At 39.6% G+C, this 16,455-nt stretch carries 17 protein-coding genes; 8 read left to right on the forward strand and 9 right to left on the reverse strand.

Annotated elements, in window-relative coordinates:
- The first annotated feature begins 35 nt into the window (after window positions 1-35).
- The 3 genes from AC1M9A_RS04295 (at window position 36) to AC1M9A_RS04305 (ending at window position 4,946) form a co-directional block, all read left to right on the forward strand.
- Window positions 36-3,512 (forward strand): hybrid sensor histidine kinase/response regulator, encoded by a 3,477-nt coding sequence (locus AC1M9A_RS04295; RefSeq protein ID WP_481609773.1) that lies wholly within the window; start codon window positions 36-38, stop codon window positions 3,510-3,512.
- Window positions 3,513-3,515: 3 nt separating this feature from the next.
- Window positions 3,516-4,436, forward strand: coding sequence for a response regulator transcription factor (locus tag AC1M9A_RS04300; RefSeq protein ID WP_180028395.1), 921 nt, complete (start codon window positions 3,516-3,518; stop codon window positions 4,434-4,436).
- Between the two features lie 108 nt (window positions 4,437-4,544).
- Window positions 4,545-4,946: a nuclear transport factor 2 family protein gene (locus AC1M9A_RS04305; protein ID WP_218945362.1), complete on the forward strand. Its 402-nt coding sequence runs from the start codon at window positions 4,545-4,547 to the stop codon at window positions 4,944-4,946.
- Between the two features lie 68 nt (window positions 4,947-5,014).
- Here AC1M9A_RS04305 and AC1M9A_RS04310 read toward each other — a convergent pair whose 3' ends face one another.
- Together AC1M9A_RS04310 and alc are read right to left on the reverse strand one after the other, a co-directional pair.
- The gene (locus AC1M9A_RS04310; protein WP_481609717.1) at window positions 5,015-5,512 is read right to left on the reverse strand and encodes an ureidoglycolate lyase; all 498 of its coding nucleotides are present in this window, start codon (window positions 5,510-5,512) and stop codon (window positions 5,015-5,017) included.
- 93 nt (window positions 5,513-5,605) lie between these two features.
- Window positions 5,606-6,613: an allantoicase gene (gene alc / locus AC1M9A_RS04315; protein ID WP_481609718.1), complete on the reverse strand. Its 1,008-nt coding sequence runs from the start codon at window positions 6,611-6,613 to the stop codon at window positions 5,606-5,608.
- Between the two features lie 212 nt (window positions 6,614-6,825).
- Here alc and hpxO point away from each other — a divergent pair, with 212 nt between their 5' ends.
- Window positions 6,826-7,983 carry an FAD-dependent urate hydroxylase HpxO gene (gene hpxO, locus AC1M9A_RS04320; RefSeq protein WP_481586895.1) on the forward strand — a complete coding sequence of 386 codons (1,158 nt, stop codon included), beginning with the start codon at window positions 6,826-6,828 and terminating at the stop codon, window positions 7,981-7,983.
- 32 nt (window positions 7,984-8,015) lie between these two features.
- Here the strand turns inward: hpxO and AC1M9A_RS04325 are convergent, their stop codons facing one another.
- The 6 genes from AC1M9A_RS04325 to puuE form a co-directional block, all read right to left on the reverse strand.
- On the reverse strand, window positions 8,016-8,522 hold the full coding sequence (locus AC1M9A_RS04325; protein ID WP_092766530.1) for a GNAT family N-acetyltransferase: 507 nt from the start codon (window positions 8,520-8,522) through the stop codon (window positions 8,016-8,018).
- A gap of 95 nt (window positions 8,523-8,617) precedes the next feature.
- Window positions 8,618-9,367, reverse strand: a complete 750-nt coding sequence (locus AC1M9A_RS04330) for an outer membrane protein OmpK (RefSeq protein ID WP_035264928.1) — start codon at window positions 9,365-9,367, stop codon at window positions 8,618-8,620.
- Window positions 9,368-9,489: 122 nt separating this feature from the next.
- Window positions 9,490-10,848: a nucleobase:cation symporter-2 family protein gene (locus tag AC1M9A_RS04335; RefSeq protein WP_481591961.1), complete on the reverse strand. Its 1,359-nt coding sequence runs from the start codon at window positions 10,846-10,848 to the stop codon at window positions 9,490-9,492.
- A gap of 34 nt (window positions 10,849-10,882) precedes the next feature.
- Window positions 10,883-11,209 (reverse strand): hydroxyisourate hydrolase, encoded by a 327-nt coding sequence (gene uraH, locus AC1M9A_RS04340; protein WP_035264724.1) that lies wholly within the window; start codon window positions 11,207-11,209, stop codon window positions 10,883-10,885.
- Window positions 11,206-11,709 (reverse strand): 2-oxo-4-hydroxy-4-carboxy-5-ureidoimidazoline decarboxylase, encoded by a 504-nt coding sequence (gene uraD, locus AC1M9A_RS04345; RefSeq protein ID WP_481591960.1) that lies wholly within the window; start codon window positions 11,707-11,709, stop codon window positions 11,206-11,208. The genes uraH and uraD overlap by 4 nt, the downstream gene beginning before the upstream one ends.
- Window positions 11,710-11,841: 132 nt before the next feature.
- Window positions 11,842-12,804 (reverse strand): allantoinase PuuE, encoded by a 963-nt coding sequence (puuE, locus tag AC1M9A_RS04350; protein ID WP_481588788.1) that lies wholly within the window; start codon window positions 12,802-12,804, stop codon window positions 11,842-11,844.
- A 241-nt stretch (window positions 12,805-13,045) separates the two neighbouring features.
- Here puuE and AC1M9A_RS04355 point away from each other — a divergent pair, with 241 nt between their 5' ends.
- From AC1M9A_RS04355 to AC1M9A_RS04365, 3 genes are all read left to right on the forward strand, one after another.
- The gene (locus tag AC1M9A_RS04355; RefSeq protein ID WP_035264715.1) at window positions 13,046-13,405 is read left to right on the forward strand and encodes an HPF/RaiA family ribosome-associated protein; all 360 of its coding nucleotides are present in this window, start codon (window positions 13,046-13,048) and stop codon (window positions 13,403-13,405) included.
- A 126-nt stretch (window positions 13,406-13,531) separates the two neighbouring features.
- Window positions 13,532-14,074, forward strand: a complete 543-nt coding sequence (locus tag AC1M9A_RS04360; RefSeq protein ID WP_035264700.1) for an ankyrin repeat domain-containing protein — start codon at window positions 13,532-13,534, stop codon at window positions 14,072-14,074.
- A gap of 12 nt (window positions 14,075-14,086) precedes the next feature.
- Window positions 14,087-14,854: a transporter gene (locus AC1M9A_RS04365; protein ID WP_481609719.1), complete on the forward strand. Its 768-nt coding sequence runs from the start codon at window positions 14,087-14,089 to the stop codon at window positions 14,852-14,854.
- Window positions 14,855-14,915: 61 nt separating this feature from the next.
- Here AC1M9A_RS04365 and AC1M9A_RS04370 read toward each other — a convergent pair whose 3' ends face one another.
- Window positions 14,916-15,830, reverse strand: coding sequence for an alpha/beta hydrolase (locus tag AC1M9A_RS04370; RefSeq protein WP_035264694.1), 915 nt, complete (start codon window positions 15,828-15,830; stop codon window positions 14,916-14,918).
- Between the two features lie 143 nt (window positions 15,831-15,973).
- Here AC1M9A_RS04370 and AC1M9A_RS04375 point away from each other — a divergent pair, with 143 nt between their 5' ends.
- Window positions 15,974-16,411, forward strand: a complete 438-nt coding sequence (locus AC1M9A_RS04375) for a DUF2147 domain-containing protein (RefSeq protein WP_035264927.1) — start codon at window positions 15,974-15,976, stop codon at window positions 16,409-16,411.
- Window positions 16,412-16,455 lie beyond the last annotated feature (44 nt).

The following is a 16,455-nucleotide window of genomic DNA, read 5'->3' on the forward strand; positions in this document are numbered from 1 at the left end:
CTAACTGTAAGGGTCTATTTAAATTGCCCAGCTTTATGGTTTCATCTAGCAATACTCCTCAAGCACCGCAACGGGTGATTCATACACGCCGTAAATACAATACTTGGGTGGTTGATGAGAGTATTGAAGACTATGCACTACGCTACGCACCGAGGTCAGTAAGACGGTGGTCCCTTTGGACGGTGACCAATACAGCGCTTGCAGCAGTCAGTTTTCTAGCGATGGAAGCGCTTGGTGCAACCATGTTATGGCAATACGGCTTTAGCAATGCATTCTGGGCCTTAGTGGTCGTTTCAATCATTATCTTTTTGACCAGTTGGCCTATTGGATATTACGCGGCCAAATACAATGTTGATATTGACCTACTTACGCGGGGCGCAGGCTTTGGCTATATCGGCTCATCTATAACTTCAGTCATTTACGCCAGTTTTACTTTCATCTTCTTTGCTTTTGAAGCCGCTATCATGGCTTTGGCGCTTGAGCTTGGTTTAGGTGTGCCGCTGAGTCTAGGTTATTTAATTTCTGCGCTTATTATTCTGCCCCTAGTGATCAAAGGCATAGGGTTTATTAATAAAGTACAAGCGTTTACCCAACCATTATGGATTTTTTTATTATTACTACCATGGTGCTTTGTTTTGGTGAAGCATCCGACTCTGCTCTCTGAAGTTGCCCTAATAGAAGGCGCGCAAAGTCAAAGTGCAGGATTCAATTTGGCTTTTTTTGGCGCATCTTGCACTGTTTTGTTTGCGCTGATTACGCAGATTGGTGAACAAGCTGATTATTTAAGATTTTTGCCAGACAAAAAACATGCTCAAAAGACATGGAACTGGGCGGTATTTTTAGGCGGTCCTGCATGGATATTGGTGGGATTCATTAAAATTTTTATGGGAATGATTTTAATGGTTCTCGCCCTTAAATTTATGGTGCCGAATCATGAATTAAGCAATCCGAATTATCTATATTGGATCGCCTACCAACAAGTGATTGAGCATTCTGGTGCTGCATTATTTCTTACAGTCATGTTTGTGTGTATCGCACAGTTAAAGATCAACGTAACCAACGCTTATGCTGGCTCATTGGCGTGGTCTAATTTCTTTGCACGCTTAACACACAGTCATCCCGGACGTGTGGTTTGGTTAGTGTTCAATATTTTTATTGCGCTATTGTTGATGGAGCTAGGCGTCATCCATGCGGTGGAGCGTGTATTGGGGCTTTATAGTAATGTCGCCTTGGCATGGGTGGGAGCCATCGTTGCTGATCTCATCATTTGTAAGCCATTGGGGCTGAGCCCGAAAGGAATTGAGTTTAGGCGTGCCTATCTCTATGACATTAATCCAGTCGGTGTTGGCAGTTTATGTATTGCATCCTTGTTGTCGATTTTATGCTACTGGGGATTATTTGGTGATATCGCAAAATCCTTAGCAGGATTTATTGCTTTAGGTTCAGCTATCGTCTGTGTCCCAATGCTTGCTTATTTTACTCGTGGCAAATACTACATCGCACGTCATGAAGATAAATCATTAAAACCAATAGAGACACAACGATGTGTGGTTTGTGAGCATGATTATGAAATGGCTGACATGGCGACTTGTCCTGCTTATAACAATATTATTTGTTCTTTATGCTGTACCTTAGAAGCTCGTTGCCATGATTTATGTAAGCCTCATGCACGGTGGTCTGCACAACTTAAGCATTTTGCAGTTTGGTTTCTACCGCGCCAATGGTTGAGATACATCAATACTAGATTGAGTCTTTATATTTTGATGATCTTTGTTCTGAGTGTGGTATTGGCAGTCAGTTTAAGTCTGGTTTATTTACAAGAACTGAGTAAATTCGGCACAGTATTTGGATCAACTCAACAGCATGAGTTGCTGATGCTATTTGTGAAAATTTATGCCGTATTATTTTTACTGTTATGTGTTGCAGCATGGTGGTTGGTACTCAATGATGAAAGTCGCCGACAAGCTCAGCTTGAAAGTAATATGCAAACACAACTGCTCATGGACGAAATTGAAGCGCATAAAATTACAGATCGGCAATTACAAGATGCACGAACTCAAGCTGAAAAAGCCAATGAGGCCAAAAGTCGTTATGTTGTTGGGATTAGTCATGAACTGAGAACACCTCTAAATAGTATTTTAGGATATAGCCAATTACTCAATAAACAAGAACAACTCTCTGAACAAGGAAAAGCTGCGCTGGGCGTGATTCGTCGTAGTGGGCAGCATTTAACGTCCTTGATTGATGGTTTACTTGATCTTGCAAGGATTGAAACAGGTAAAATTTCTTTAGAAATGTCGAATATTGAATTTCCGAAGTTTCTCCAACAAATCGTGAATATGTTTGAGCCACAATTCCAACAAAAACAACTGAAATTTACGGTCGAAATTAGTGAAAAAATACCACAATACGTACGTATAGATAAAAAAAGACTTGAACAGATCCTTATCAATTTAATGGGAAATGCTTTGAAATTTACGCTCGAAGGAGAGGTGAAATTTCGAGTGGATTATCGCTTTCAGACGGCATATTTTGAAATTCATGATACGGGATGCGGAATTGCTGAAGCAGATCTAGAGCGAATATTCCAGCCTTTTGAGCGCGGACAAAATGTCGTACAAGGTAGCTTTGCTGGAACAGGTTTGGGTTTACCAATTGTTAAACTATTGGTGGATATTCTCGGTGGGGAGTTAAAGGTCAGCAGTACGTTAAAAAACGGTTCTATTTTTAAAATAAAACTATATTTACCTTCAAAGTCGGTCATTCATCCGATTGCTGATGTCGCATCGAATACAGTATCTGGCTATACGGGACATCGCCGTAAAATATTGGTCGTAGACAATGAAGCAACTGATCGTGGACTAGTTTTAAATTTCCTTAAACCTCTCGGCTTTATTCTTGAAGAAGCAGAATCGGGATTGCAATGTCTAAGAAAAGTCCCTGAATTTCGACCAGATTTAATTTTAATGGATTTGAGTATGCCTTTGATGGGAGGGTGGGAAACTGCGAAATTATTGAGAAATAATAAAATGACCAATGTTCCCATCATCATTATTTCCGCAGATGCCAATGAACGAATGCAGAACCCTGAAACCGATGTATTGAATGAAGACTTTCTGGTCAAACCAGTGGACTTAAATCTGCTACTGAACAAAATTGGAGATAAATTAGGCTTGAACTGGGTTCATCAGAATGAGCCAACTCAAGTCGCAGAAGAACCTCAAAAACAGGTTGAACCCTTACACTATGATAGTAACGCTTTATCTGTCAGCGTGATTGATGAGGATGATGTAGCACCAGAACAAGCGCTAATCAAACTAGAAGATTATTTGAGTATTGGTTATATCCGTGGAGCCAAAGAGATCCTCGAAATTTGCAAGAAACGTAATGTCTGTGATCCTTCTATATGGCAACACATAGAATTTGATATTCAACGCTTCGATACCCAACGTGCATTACAACGATTACACGAGCACCTATCTGATATCAGATCTGATTTGGAAGGGAGTTAAGCTATGTTAGAAAGCATTTTAATTGTGGATGATATTCCTGAAAATCTAAGTTTATTACATGAGAGTCTTGATCAAGCAGGCTATCAGGTCTTAGTTGCTACCAATGGTTTTACTGCTATTGAAATTGCGCACCGTTCACAGCCAGATATGATTTTATTGGATGGGAGTATGCCTGAGATTGATGGTTTTGAAACCTGTATCCAGCTTAAAGCGAGTCCAATGACTGAGCACATCCCTGTCATATTTATGACGGGTTTGACGGAAACCGAACATATTGTAAAAGGCTTTCAAGTCGGGGGCGTAGATTATGTGACAAAGCCACTGAATATCGATGAAGTACAAGCACGTGTCAAAACGCATTTACTGCAAGCCCGTTTAATGCACCAACAGAAACAAATGCTCGATGCAACAGGCAGTGCAATTTTGTCGATGAATATGGATGGGGAAATTATTTGGCAGACACCTGTAGTGCAAGGTTTATTAACGCAACATGGAATTGATATTACTCATTTTAGAAAGAGTATAAATCATTGGTTAAAAGCACTTTTCCAGCAATCGTATCAAGAAGAAATGTTACATGGTCAATATGGTCATGGGCATCAGCAATTACAATTAAATTTATTGACCAAGCTGAAAGAAGGACAATTACCTAAACATGTTTTGGTTCAGATCAAAGAGCAAACACACATGCCAAGTGTTGAAGAGATCGCTCAAGCTTGTCCGAATTTAACACCACGTGAAGCTGAAGTTATGCATTGGGTAACGCTTGGCAAAACCAACCGAGATATTGCAGAAATTTTGGAGTTGAGTCCACGCACCGTCAATAAACATTTAGAGCACGTTTTTGAGAAGCTGTTTGTGGAAACGAGAACTGCTGCGGTGTTACATGTGATGTCAGCTTGTCAAAATCAAGCAGTCGTATAGAACTCATCGTTTCTAGCAAAATCTTTAAATCGCTATACCAGCTGATAGTGATCTTTCACTATCCCTTCATTAACCTCTTTTTATCCTAAGATAAAAAGAGTAAATAAAATGAGTATGATCAATTCACTTCAAATCATAGACCAAATGTTTGAGGCATTTAGGTCTCAAGATTTACAGGCTGCTGTTGCAACAGTAACTGAGGATACGGTATGGATTCACCATGGCTCACAAAAACTGCCTTCAATTCGATTTGAAGGAAAAACGGGTGTAGAACAGTTCTTCAATACCAATTTCACAACCATGCATGTCGCATACTTTGATATTTTACGTATGGTCAAAGAAGGTAACAAAGTGGTGGTTTTTGGACGCGAAAAATTTACGATTGATGGTCAAGATGGTGAATTTGAGCAAAAATGGGTACAAGAGTACACCATTGAAAATGGACTAATTTCAAGAATGGAAGAATATGCGACATCGGTGAATGACAATGATTACCTGGTTGTAAAATAATAGTCAAAGATGGACATAAAATTAGATGGTCTCATGATCTGCATAACTGAGATGCATAAGCACCAGATTCAATGTGATATTTCAATTTGATCAAACTGAAACACATCACAATTATTCCCAGCACCAATCCGATCCACCACCGCAAAATCACTCGGGCTTTCCAATGTTAAAAGTGGATGATGCCAAGTCCCCGCCCGATAGTTCACACCTTGAGAGCCATTGGTTATAAAAGCTTGTAGGTTTGAAATATCGGGCTGATCCGCATTTAAGTTTGGTGCAACCACTACTAAAAACTTTTGTCCCTGCATCGGGATGAAAGCTTGTGATCCATGAGGATGACGTTCAAGCATTGAAATTTTGAACGGAATATTGGTACTTTGAATATTTCGAAAAATACTAATCCCGGCTTTGGCATCGCCAATAATTTCAGTGGTCACTAAAGCATGATAGCGCTCTGTATGCGCATCGTTAATATGAAAATAATCATTTCCTTGGCAAGCAATGACGTCACCAAAAGGTGCAAAATTTTCGGAGGTTAAAGGTTGTAGGGTAATGGTATGCTTCATAAAAATTCGCTAAAAAGATACTGCATTTTCAATTTAGAATTGAGTCGAAAATGCAGTCAAAATAAGATCGCTTTAAAAGTAACAAATGCTCAACTAAGGATTCACTTTACCCCAGAGGCGTATACGGCTAATCCCTCCATCAGGAATCATATTCACCCGAATATGAGAAATTTTTTCATGTCCCAACACTTCATTTACAAAGTTATGAATGTGATCCATTTGCATCGGTTGAGGTGCGAGTAAAAAAGGCCAATACATACTTTGTGGAATCAATTGAGGATCCGTTGCATCTTCTATATAAATGGCTTGAATGGACACTTCAGCAGGATAATTTCCTTTAAAGTGGGCTGTATCAATCTCGATCTTTTCAATGTGACCAGCTTGCCCTAAAGCTAAAATACACCAGTCGAAACCGGGTGCACGACGGCGTGCGGTTTCCCAACCATCACCCATATTAACCCCACGTCCTGGATTGATCAGATTACGTGGATGTCCGAAGTGTGCATCACTATAGGCAATAACACGTCCACCATTTTCAAGTGCAAGCAGGTCGAGGGTTTGGCTTTGATCTTGGATTTTAACGCTGACTTCACCATATACGCGGAATCGTGCGATACCCCCATCTGGAAAAATATTTAAACGAAGATGGGTAAAGATCTGATTCATTGAAACTTCAAAGACATGGTGCTGACTTGGTCCCAATATACTATTTGGTAAAATTTGGTGCCATTCAGCATCATCCAAGTTTTCATTTGGTGCATAACACCCTTCTACTGAAGCAGAAGCGGGATAATTACCACTAAAAAAAGTAGTATCAATATCGAGTGCTTTAATTTTACCTGCAACACCTAACTGAACAATCGCCCAATCATAACCACTGTGACGCTTACGACGGGTTTCCCATCCATCCATCCACTTGCCATGATCATCAAATTTACCTTCTACAAAGATAGGCGCATCAAACTGAAGCATACGTTGAGCTTCAGCAAAAAAATCATCAGAACATGTTGTGACTTTTGCACCAATTCGGGCATCTGCAAGGTTAGTAAGTTGCTGTAAATGAGTAGGGATTTCAAATTCCGGTGCCAATAGTGTTGCCATGTCATCTTCCATTATTACTTTAAAACTTGATTCTTATCAAAAGAATGCATTCTTAGAATCATAATGCGTTGTTATGTCGCATCTGCTTAAGGGCTTTAAAAAGAATGCACAGCATGTGCCAACCTTGCACTTATGTAGCGCTATATTGGTGGAAATGGCACGTTTTTCGCTTTAAGCAGTGGGTTAAAGCAAAAAAAATTGTGGAAGTAAAAATGAATATCACCATTATTGGTGCCGGAATGGCAGGATTAACGACCGGAATTGCGCTGAAAAAATTTGGTCATCAAGTTTCAATATATGAACAAACTGAAAAAATTTTACCCGTGGGTGCTGCGATTTCATTGTGGTCAAATGGTGTGAAATGTTTGAACTATCTAGGACTCACGGATCAAGTCGCTCAACTTGGTGGGAAAATGGATCACCTTGCTTATGTCGATGGGCTCACGGGTGATGTCATGACGCAATTTAGTTTATATCCATTGATTGAAGAAGTCGGGCAGCGACCTTATCCAGTTTCTCGCGCTGAATTACAAAATATGTTAATGGATGAGTTTGGACGTGAAGATATTCATCTTGCAAAAAAAATGATCGGACTTGAGGATCAAGGTGATGACGTCAAAATCCATTTTGCTGACGGAACACAAATAACCACGGATTTATTGGTCGGCGCGGATGGCACTCATTCGATCACGCGTGCCTATGTTTTAGGTGAGCAAGTTGAGCGTCGTTATGCCGGTTATGTGAATTGGAATGGGTTGGTCGAAATTTCTGAGTCGCTGGCACCTGCTGATCAGTGGACCACCTTTGTGGGAGAAGGGAAGCGAGCTTCTTTAATGCCAGTCGCAGGTAATCGTTTTTATTTCTTCTTTGATGTACCACTTGAATTAGGTTTGGAAAATAATCGTAATCAATATAAAAAATTATTGAAACAATATTTTGACGGTTGGTGTCCGCAAGTACAAACTTTGATTGATGCTATTGATGAACAGCGAACCAATCGTGTTGAAATCCATGATATAGAACCATTTGCAGATTTCTATAAAGGGCGAGTTGTGATTGTTGGCGATGCAGCACATAGTACAACACCTGATATTGGGCAGGGCGGTTGCCAAGCGATGGAAGATGCCATTTATTTGGCTCGGGCATTACAGATTAATACACTGGGAATTCAGGATGCTTTAAGACGTTATCAAAACAAACGTAATGAACGCACTGCTGAAATGGTATTGAGAGCGCGTAAACGTTGTGATGTGACGCATATGAAAGACGAATCGATTACTCGTGAATGGTATGAGGACTTAAGAAAAGAACAAGGACCTCATATTATGAAAGGTATTATCAGTAATATTGTTGGAAATCCTTTGGATTAAAAAATTTTAACTAAAAGGGCTAAATGCCCTTTTTAAGTATTTAGATTCAGTTGGAATAAGACGAGATTGCGCCAAGATCCAAATTTTTGTCCGACTTCAGGTAAATAGCCTGTTTGTTTAAATCCAAAGTATTCATGTAATTTGATGGATGCAAAATTTTCATGATCTATAGCAGCGATCATGACATGAATTTTATGTTGGCTTGCGTATTGAATTAAATGTTGGAGTAAAGCTTTGCCTAAACCCAAACGTGTAAAATTGGGATGAATATACACAGAGTGTTCGACAGTTTGTCTAAAACCACTGATCGCTCTAAATGTACTGTATTCAGCATAACCTGCAATTTGTTGGGTGAGTTCGTTTTCAACCACAAAAATAGGGAAATGATCTATTAGATGCTGACGATACCAATTCTGATAATAATAAATGTCTTGATCTTGCTCATTCCATGTTGCAAAACCATTCAGAATTTCATCGTTGTAAATATCTTGGATTTGAGTTAAATCCTGTTCAGTTGCGAAACGAATTTTAAAAGACATTTTTTATTCTAATCGTCAGTATTTATAACTTTATTTTGATTATTGAGCATAAAAAAAGCAAGACACTAGTCTTGCTTTTTTATTATAAATATCAATTAGAAATGATATTTAACCAATGCGCTTACATCGTTTTGGTCTTGACCTTTTTGACCGAATTTATTGTTCCAAACAGAGTGTTCAACACCTACATACAATTTGGTTTTTGGAGAGATATGTTTACCAACATTCCATTTATATTGGCTTGTCCAGTTCAATTCACTCGCATGACCAGGACCTTCATTTGTAGACCAATCAAGGAATGCATCTGCCAAGAATTCTTCATTGCCTAGCTTGAATGGAACAGCGTAAGTGATCGTCATTTGGTAGTCATCTTCAGTCAAGTCATTGTCAACTCGATAGAAGTTAATATTTGCATATTGCGTGTAAGGAATATCTAAAGCAAAGCCTACGCCATACAAGAAGTTATTGAACTCAGTATTGTTGTTATAACCAGCGTTGTGTTCCCAAGTCGTTGCAATCAATACATCTTTGATTGGACCAGCGCTTAGTTTTTGGCCAGAAACTTCACTTAAACTTAATCGTGGAGCTAATTCAAGGTAAGTTGAATCGCCATCTTTTCCGCCCCATTGTTGATCGACGAAAAAGAAAACATCCGAGTACTTAAGCTTTGCAGCATATTCAGCAGTGATGGTATAGCGTTCACCTTCTTGTTGAGAGAAAGGGTTTAGGTAGTTATCGCCATAAAGACCAGTTAGGCTGAAATCTTGCCAAACAATTGGACTTGCTTGAGTAAACGCTGCTGTAGAAGCTAATGCGCAAAGTGCTGCGATTTGATTAAGTTTCATAAAAGAATCCCCAGAGAAAGCGGTAACAGAATAACGATTCTTTTGCAAAAATAAAGCCAAAATTGGATGAAAGGAAAAATTAATGCCCACGTATGCAGGCATTGATACAAAGATGGTTTAAATTAATGATGAGAATCAATTATTTGTTTACTTTTAATACTAATTTTCGGTCCAAATAATTTTAAGTGATTAAATAATATATTGAGGATTATCGCCATTAAGCAGGTTGAGCTAATACCCGAATGGAACAAGGTTTGGACCCATTTTGGGAAGTCGGAATAGAATGAATGGTCAATAATGGGTACCATTCCTGCAGCAATGGAAGTCGCGACAATAATTAAGTTTTTCTGATCGTTATAATCAATTTTTGCCAGTGTACGGATACCACTCGCGGCTACTGTACCAAATAAAACAAGGCCAGCCCCCCCAAGTACAGGCACAGGAATCGCTGCAATAAAACGCCCCATCACTGGGAGTAATCCAAGTACGACCAGAATTATCCCGCCAGCAGCGACAACATAGCGACTTTTAATCCCTGTTATTGCAACTAAACCAACGTTTTGCGCAAACGCACTTTGCATAAATGAACCAAAGATCGGTGCTGCTGCACTTGATAACATATCTGCGCGTAGACCATCTGAAATACGTTTTGAATCTACATCCGTACCGATAATTTCACCGACTGCAATAATATCAGCTGTAGTCTCAGTCATAATCACGAGGGTAACAATGATCATGGAAAGTATTGCTGTAAACTCAAAGGTCGGCATACCAAATGCAAAGAAGCTAGGAACCTGCAACCAATGACCTTCCCCAACTTTGCTAAAATCACCAAAGCCAAACATAAATGCTAAGACAGTGCCAAGAATAATTGCCAGTAAAATTGAAAGGCGTCGAATTGTGGCACTGCCAGCCATATTCAATATTATGACGATTGCAAGCGTCGCTAACGCTAAACAAATATTTTCAGCACTTCCCCAATCAGGTGCACTTTTATTGCCGCCCATCATCCAACGCACAGCAACTGGCAGGAGTGATAAGCCTATGATTGTAATTACACAGCCTGTAACAACTGGGGGAAAAAATCGAATAATTTTAGAGAAGTAGGGCGCTAAGAAAAACCCTAAAAGTGATGCCACAATGACGGCACCATAGACTGCCTGTAATCCGCCACCTGTGGTGACAATTGCGACCATTGTGGCTACACCAGCAAAAGAGACACCCTGAACCAAGGGCAATTGTGCACCAATATGTTTAACGCCTATGGTTTGTAAAATTGTCGCTAAGCCACCGACAAATAAAGCAGCAGCGATGAGTAGCCCAATTTCCATACCTGATAAGCCTGCAGCCGTACCAACGATCAGAGGAGGCGCTATAATACCACCATACATGGTTAAAACATGTTGTAAGCCATAAGCAGCACTTTTACCAGTACCAAGATATTCATGTTCGGGTGATTGTTGTTGTTCGTGTGCAGTCATAATAAATCCCTCTATATTTTAAATTTGCGAGTGCTCAGCTGCCACGATAGGTGGAGTAGGCATAAGGGCTAATCAGCAAGGGAATGTGGTAATGTTGGTGAGCGTCGTTTACTGAAAAATGAATGACGGCTTTTGGAAAAAAAGTTGGGATGTTCTGCGCTGAGAAATATGCTTGCGTCATAAATTCGATGCTGTATTCAGCGACATCAATTTGATCGAGTCCAAAATCTGCTGCTGTCACACGTCCATCAGAATTGGTTTTGGCTATCGCTAATAACTCTCCAGACGCAGAAAAAAGCTTAACTTCAACATTACTTGCAGGACGTCCAAGGTGGGTATCTAAAATATGTGAGCTGATCATGCTTGAATTTCCTGTGAGAGGCGCAATAAAGCAATTTCTAAAAGTTGGCGATGGACGATTCTTTTTTCGGTCTCAAAATCGTTTAGTAAGCGGTATTCCAATGCAGTCAGAATCTCTTCACTATTCAAACCAGAAGCTTTAATCAGAAAAATAAAACCGAATTTTTTTTCATAGGCCAAGTTGCCTTTATATAACGCATCTAGAACTTCTTGATCATGTGTGATGCGTGCTTGTTCACGCCTTGAAAAAGTTTGTTCTTGTTCTGATAATTCAAGTTTTGCTTTTCTTTCGCCAATCCTTGGGTGTGTATTTAGGGCTGCTAAAATTTCATCCCATGTCCATGTAATGGCATGTTGTTCAGCATACTTTAATAGTCCTTCTCGTGTGTCAAAAGGACCGTGATGAATGATTTCCTCGCCCCATCGTGGGATATGAACACATTGCAATAAAAATGCTTTCTGATGTTCAACAGATGTTTGATTAAATTCTGAAAGCAACACAATTCAAACCTATACATTGAAACTTTAGGCTTAAATTGCAATAACAATGCCAACGTAGATTTGGTGGAAAAAGTGACTGAAAAAGATCAAAAGAGCACTTTATAAAGCACTCTTTTTCTCATGAATGTGAAATTATGGTGCGAAATGATCGATCCAATGTTGCGCAATATCTCCACGACGACAAATCCAAACATGTTCATGAGATTGAACATAGTCTAAGAACTGTTGTAGTGCCTTGAAGCGTCCTGGGCGTCCTAAAAGACGGCAGTGCATCCCAATAGACATCATTTTTGGTGCAGTTTCCCCTTCGGCATACAAGACATCAAAGGCATCCTTTAGATATTGATAAAATTGTTCACCATGATTGAAGCCACCTGCTGAACTAAACTTCATGTCGTTGGTGTCCAGAGTATAAGGAATAATTAAATGCGGATGCTGCTCGCCATTGGGATGGGTGAGCTGTGTCCAAAAAGGTAAATCATCGCCGTAATAATCGCAGTCGTATTTGATTTGAGGAAATTCAGTTAAAAGTTGACGTGTGTTAGGACTATCTCGACCTGTGTACCAACCGATTGGGGCTTGTCCGAATAGCGTTTCAAGTACACTAATGGCTTGATCCATATGCTGCCTTTCGGTCTCAATATCCATATTCTGATAATGCAACCAACGTTGACCATGAGATACCACATCGTAATCCGCAGATTTAATTGCTTCGACCACATCTGGATGACGTGCCAAAGCCATTCCCACACCAAAAATAGTCATGGGTAATTGACGTTTCTTGAACTCATTATGAATACGCCAAAAACCGACTCTTGACCCATACTCATACATAGAATCCATTGACATATGCTTAGCATTAAAACTGGCAGCACCAACGATTTCAGATAAAAATTGCTCTGAACCTTGATCACCGTGCTCAATGTGGTTTTCACCACCTTCTTCATAATTTAAGACAAATTGCACTGCGATACGCGCTTGATTAGGCCAATGAGGATGAGGTGGATTCGCCCCATAACCTCTCAAGTCTCTGGAATAAGGTGCATTTTGAATCGAATCAATAAGCGCCTGTCCGCGTAAGTAAGTACTTGTCACAATGAGTAATCCTTTTATTAATTTTTTAAAATACCACTTGCATATTTTTGAGTTAGGCCCGATATTCAAAGTATAAGGACACGGTTCTGCAGACTCAAAAAGTGTTCATCATTCAATGTGGAGGGACGTATTCCAAACAGCAATTGAAGATGTTCGATGCAATTAGATTGCAAGCTACAAACGTGCCAAGATAAAAAGTTTTGCACAAAAATGATTCAGAAGAAGAGTGAGGATGATATTTATGAACATAGAAATCCGTACAGATAAGAATATTCAAAACAGTGAGCGATTAATTGATTATGTACGTGCAGAACTAAATACAGAGTTTCAACGCCATAGTGAAAGAATTACCCATTTTTCGGTTCATTTAAGTGATGAAAATGCCCATAAAGGCGGTGCAGACGATATTCAATGTATGATCGAAGCTCGCCCAGCTGGACTAAAACCAGTTGTGGTCAATCACAGAGGTCATAATATCGACACAGCGATTCATGGTGCGATTGACCGATTAAAGCGTAGTCTTGAACATGTATTCGAGAAAAAAGAGAACCCTCGTGGAGCGCCCATCCAACTGAAAGAAGATGAAGTGGATGTGGAATAGCAAAAAGCCCTTCGGGGCTTTTTTTTTTGAATAAAATTTTGAATGAACAGTTTTGATTTATTTAATTGAATAATGATCTGCATTATTAGGCATAATGTCGTTATAGATAAATAGTAGAGAAAGTAAATGCTAACAGCACATCAACAAGTGTTTTTACAGGCCTTAGAAGAATTAGACCTAGCACAGGTACAGCGCCTGTTAGCAGAAGGTTTAGATCCAAACTTTATCGCAGGAGAGAAAGGCCCTGCGGTTTCTGTGTGGTCAGACACTTTATTTCAATGGTGGGAAGAAATTTGTGAAGCGTATGAGCAAGGAAATGCGCTTTCAACAGAAGAAAAACAACAGAAATTACAAGTACATCTTGATATTCTAGATGCACTGATTGCAGCGAAAGCTAATTTCCATTTATGGGATGCAGAGGAATGTTACGGCCCACTTTGGGATGCTGCGAGCGCTGCTTGTGTACCAGCAGTTCAACGCTTACTTGATCACCAAGTTGATCCTAATACCAAAGATGAAGAGGGGAATACCATTCTGAGTTCAATTAGTGATTTATTTTTCGACTGCGATTTTGATACCATTGATTGGTCACAGGCTTTACCGGAAGAACGTGAGACACTCGAGTTATTACGTAGCCGTGGCGCAAAAATGACGAAAGAATTAAATTAATTTGGGTGCCCCATGACAAAATTAAAACAACTGAGCTTGATACTTTGCTCAACCGCGAGTGTAAGTGCGATGGCTGCAGATTTTGCCTTCGATCGACCTGGTACGAGTTTCAGCACAGGCATTACGCCCGTAGGTCAATTGGCATGGGAGCAGGGACTTCCAACTGCACAGTATGTTGAAAGTACTGAAAATGGTTTTAAAAATAAATCATTGCGACTCAATGCTGATGTCCTGTTGCGTACGGGATTGAGTAAGAATACTGAGCTTCAATTGGGTTGGGATGGCCCAGCGTGGGAGCGGACCCGAATCCAAAATCGAACTGATGACCATGATGGTTTAGGTGATGTTTCTGTTGGGATTAAGCATCACGTTGACTTACAAGATGATCAACTGAAAATGGCAATTTTGGCACAAGCTAAAATCGCAACAGGAAATGATCGTTTTACTTATGTTGATGATATTTATACTTTGGGCTCATCTGTTGAGTATCAATATAACGATACTGTAACGACAGGAATAGGAATGTTCTATTCGGCTCAAAATAGTGACTGGTCGGTGACTGCTGTACCTACTATTAGGTATAAAATCGTGGGTAATTTATCGGGCTATTCTGAAGCAGTATTTACCAAGAAAGAAAGCCAAGAGCGAGAGTATGGACTGGCATCTGGTTTAATCTATGCCTTGAATGATCGTGCGCAGTTAGATGCAAGCATCGGTGTAGACCTAAGTGGATCCGATCGAATTTATCATGGTGGATTTGGTGTCTCATACTTATTCTAAATGAATAAAAAAGGAGTAGCTTACGCTACTCTTTTTTATGTTTACTTCAGTTTTGATTCAATCAGTCTTTATCCAAACGATGGGCAAACTCTGCGATATCGGTCAAAGCTTGCTTTGCTTCATCAAACCAAGCGCTAAACATTTGGAAGTTATGCCACATACCGGTGTATAACTTAAACTCAACATCTACTCCAGCTGCTTTAGCCTTTTCTTCAAATCGCGTAGAGTCGTCTAACAAAATTTCTTTTGAACCCACCTGAACCAATGTCGGTGGCAATCCTTTGAGATCTCCAAAAATTGGGGAAATTTCGGGAATTGAGACATCTACACCTTTAGGAACATAATGATTTATGCCTGCTTCTAAAGCTTCAATTGACAATAAAGCATCATGCTTTTGATTGTAGCGTAGAGATTCACTGGTCAAAGTTAAGTCAAGAAAGGGTGACATTAAAATCAATCCACTTGGAAGAAGTTTTGGATTTTCTTCTTTTAAACGTAAAGCCAGTGCAAGTGCTAAATTGGCACCACAAGAATCGCCAGATAAAATAATATCTTTCGGTTGAGCACCTTGCTCTACCAATAATTGGTACACATCATAGATTGCTTCTCCGAGATCGGGGAAACGTTGTTCAGGTGAAAGAGGGTAATCGATATGTAGCACTTGCATTTGAGTCCGAAGTGCCATTTCAGTCATCAATGCGCGATGTGTATTTAACGATCCTAAAAAGAACGCGCCACCATGAATGTGAAAAATGAGCTGAGTCGTTTCAGGTTGAGGCAAAATTTCTTCGGCACGAATACCTGCGATTCTTAGTTTTCGAATACTGACATCTTTGGACTGTGGAAAAACACGCGTCATCTGCTCTAAGGCAACACGAAGTACGGTGGGGGGAAGATTAAAGCGACTCGGAAAGCGAAGACTCGTTTTTAAAAAAGACTCTGTTATGTATTGTTTCAAAACCGGATTGATCTTCATTGTTTTTCCATATTAATGAAATTATGTTTATTATCAGCACACAGCATTACAATGGTACACTAAATAGTCACATTCAAAAATTGCTTAAATGTTATCAATTTTTAATAATATTAAAGTTAATTCAGCAAGGGAAACAAAAAACAATGAAAAAAATTGCACTAGCGTTAGGATTACTCGCTTCAGCAGTATTTGCAAATGCTGCAGATCCACTCAATGGTACCGTGTGGAATACGATTGATGAGAAAACTAAAAAAGCTAAAGCTTTTGTAAAATTCACTGAACAGCCAAACGGAACATTGAATGCAACCATTCAGAGTGTTGTCACACCGGGTCAAGAAAATTCATGTACGAACTGTGAAGGTCCCTATCACAAGAAATCTTTAAAAGGTTTAACCATTGTGAAGGGTCTTAAAAATGTAGGTGGAACGAATTACGATGGTGGTTCAATCTTAGACCCACAATCTGGAAAAACTTACAAATTGAAGGGTTCATTGAAAGACGGTGGTCAAAAGCTTGAACTTCGTGGTTTCATCGGTGTATCAGCGCTTGGTCGTAACCAAACTTGGGTACGCGTGAACTAATTTAAGATTCATAAAAAAGCCGGGTAGTTGCTCGGCTTTTTTTA

It is taken from the genome of Acinetobacter sp. ANC_7634, from assembly GCF_056779875.1.

What these genes read in the sequence shown, in the direction of transcription:
- hpxO (WP_481586895.1), top strand. Translation starts at nt 6,826, where the DNA reads ATGAATATCACCATTATTGGTGCCGGAATGGCAGGATTAACGACCGGA.
- alc (WP_481609718.1), bottom strand. Translation starts at nt 6,613, where the DNA reads ATGGCAACACTATTGGCACCGGAATTTGAAATCCCTACTCATTTACAG.
- AC1M9A_RS04375 (WP_035264927.1), top strand. Translation starts at nt 15,974, where the DNA reads ATGAAAAAAATTGCACTAGCGTTAGGATTACTCGCTTCAGCAGTATTT.
- AC1M9A_RS04295 (WP_481609773.1), top strand. Translation starts at nt 36, where the DNA reads ATGGTTTCATCTAGCAATACTCCTCAAGCACCGCAACGGGTGATTCAT.
- AC1M9A_RS04370 (WP_035264694.1), bottom strand. Translation starts at nt 15,830, where the DNA reads ATGAAGATCAATCCGGTTTTGAAACAATACATAACAGAGTCTTTTTTA.
- AC1M9A_RS04300 (WP_180028395.1), top strand. Translation starts at nt 3,516, where the DNA reads ATGTTAGAAAGCATTTTAATTGTGGATGATATTCCTGAAAATCTAAGT.
- AC1M9A_RS04305 (WP_218945362.1), top strand. Translation starts at nt 4,545, where the DNA reads ATGAGTATGATCAATTCACTTCAAATCATAGACCAAATGTTTGAGGCA.
- AC1M9A_RS04360 (WP_035264700.1), top strand. Translation starts at nt 13,532, where the DNA reads ATGCTAACAGCACATCAACAAGTGTTTTTACAGGCCTTAGAAGAATTA.
- AC1M9A_RS04355 (WP_035264715.1), top strand. Translation starts at nt 13,046, where the DNA reads ATGAACATAGAAATCCGTACAGATAAGAATATTCAAAACAGTGAGCGA.
- AC1M9A_RS04325 (WP_092766530.1), bottom strand. Translation starts at nt 8,522, where the DNA reads ATGTCTTTTAAAATTCGTTTCGCAACTGAACAGGATTTAACTCAAATC.
- AC1M9A_RS04335 (WP_481591961.1), bottom strand. Translation starts at nt 10,848, where the DNA reads ATGACTGCACACGAACAACAACAATCACCCGAACATGAATATCTTGGT.
- AC1M9A_RS04365 (WP_481609719.1), top strand. Translation starts at nt 14,087, where the DNA reads ATGACAAAATTAAAACAACTGAGCTTGATACTTTGCTCAACCGCGAGT.
- uraH (WP_035264724.1), bottom strand. Translation starts at nt 11,209, where the DNA reads ATGATCAGCTCACATATTTTAGATACCCACCTTGGACGTCCTGCAAGT.
- AC1M9A_RS04310 (WP_481609717.1), bottom strand. Translation starts at nt 5,512, where the DNA reads ATGAAGCATACCATTACCCTACAACCTTTAACCTCCGAAAATTTTGCA.
- AC1M9A_RS04330 (WP_035264928.1), bottom strand. Translation starts at nt 9,367, where the DNA reads ATGAAACTTAATCAAATCGCAGCACTTTGCGCATTAGCTTCTACAGCA.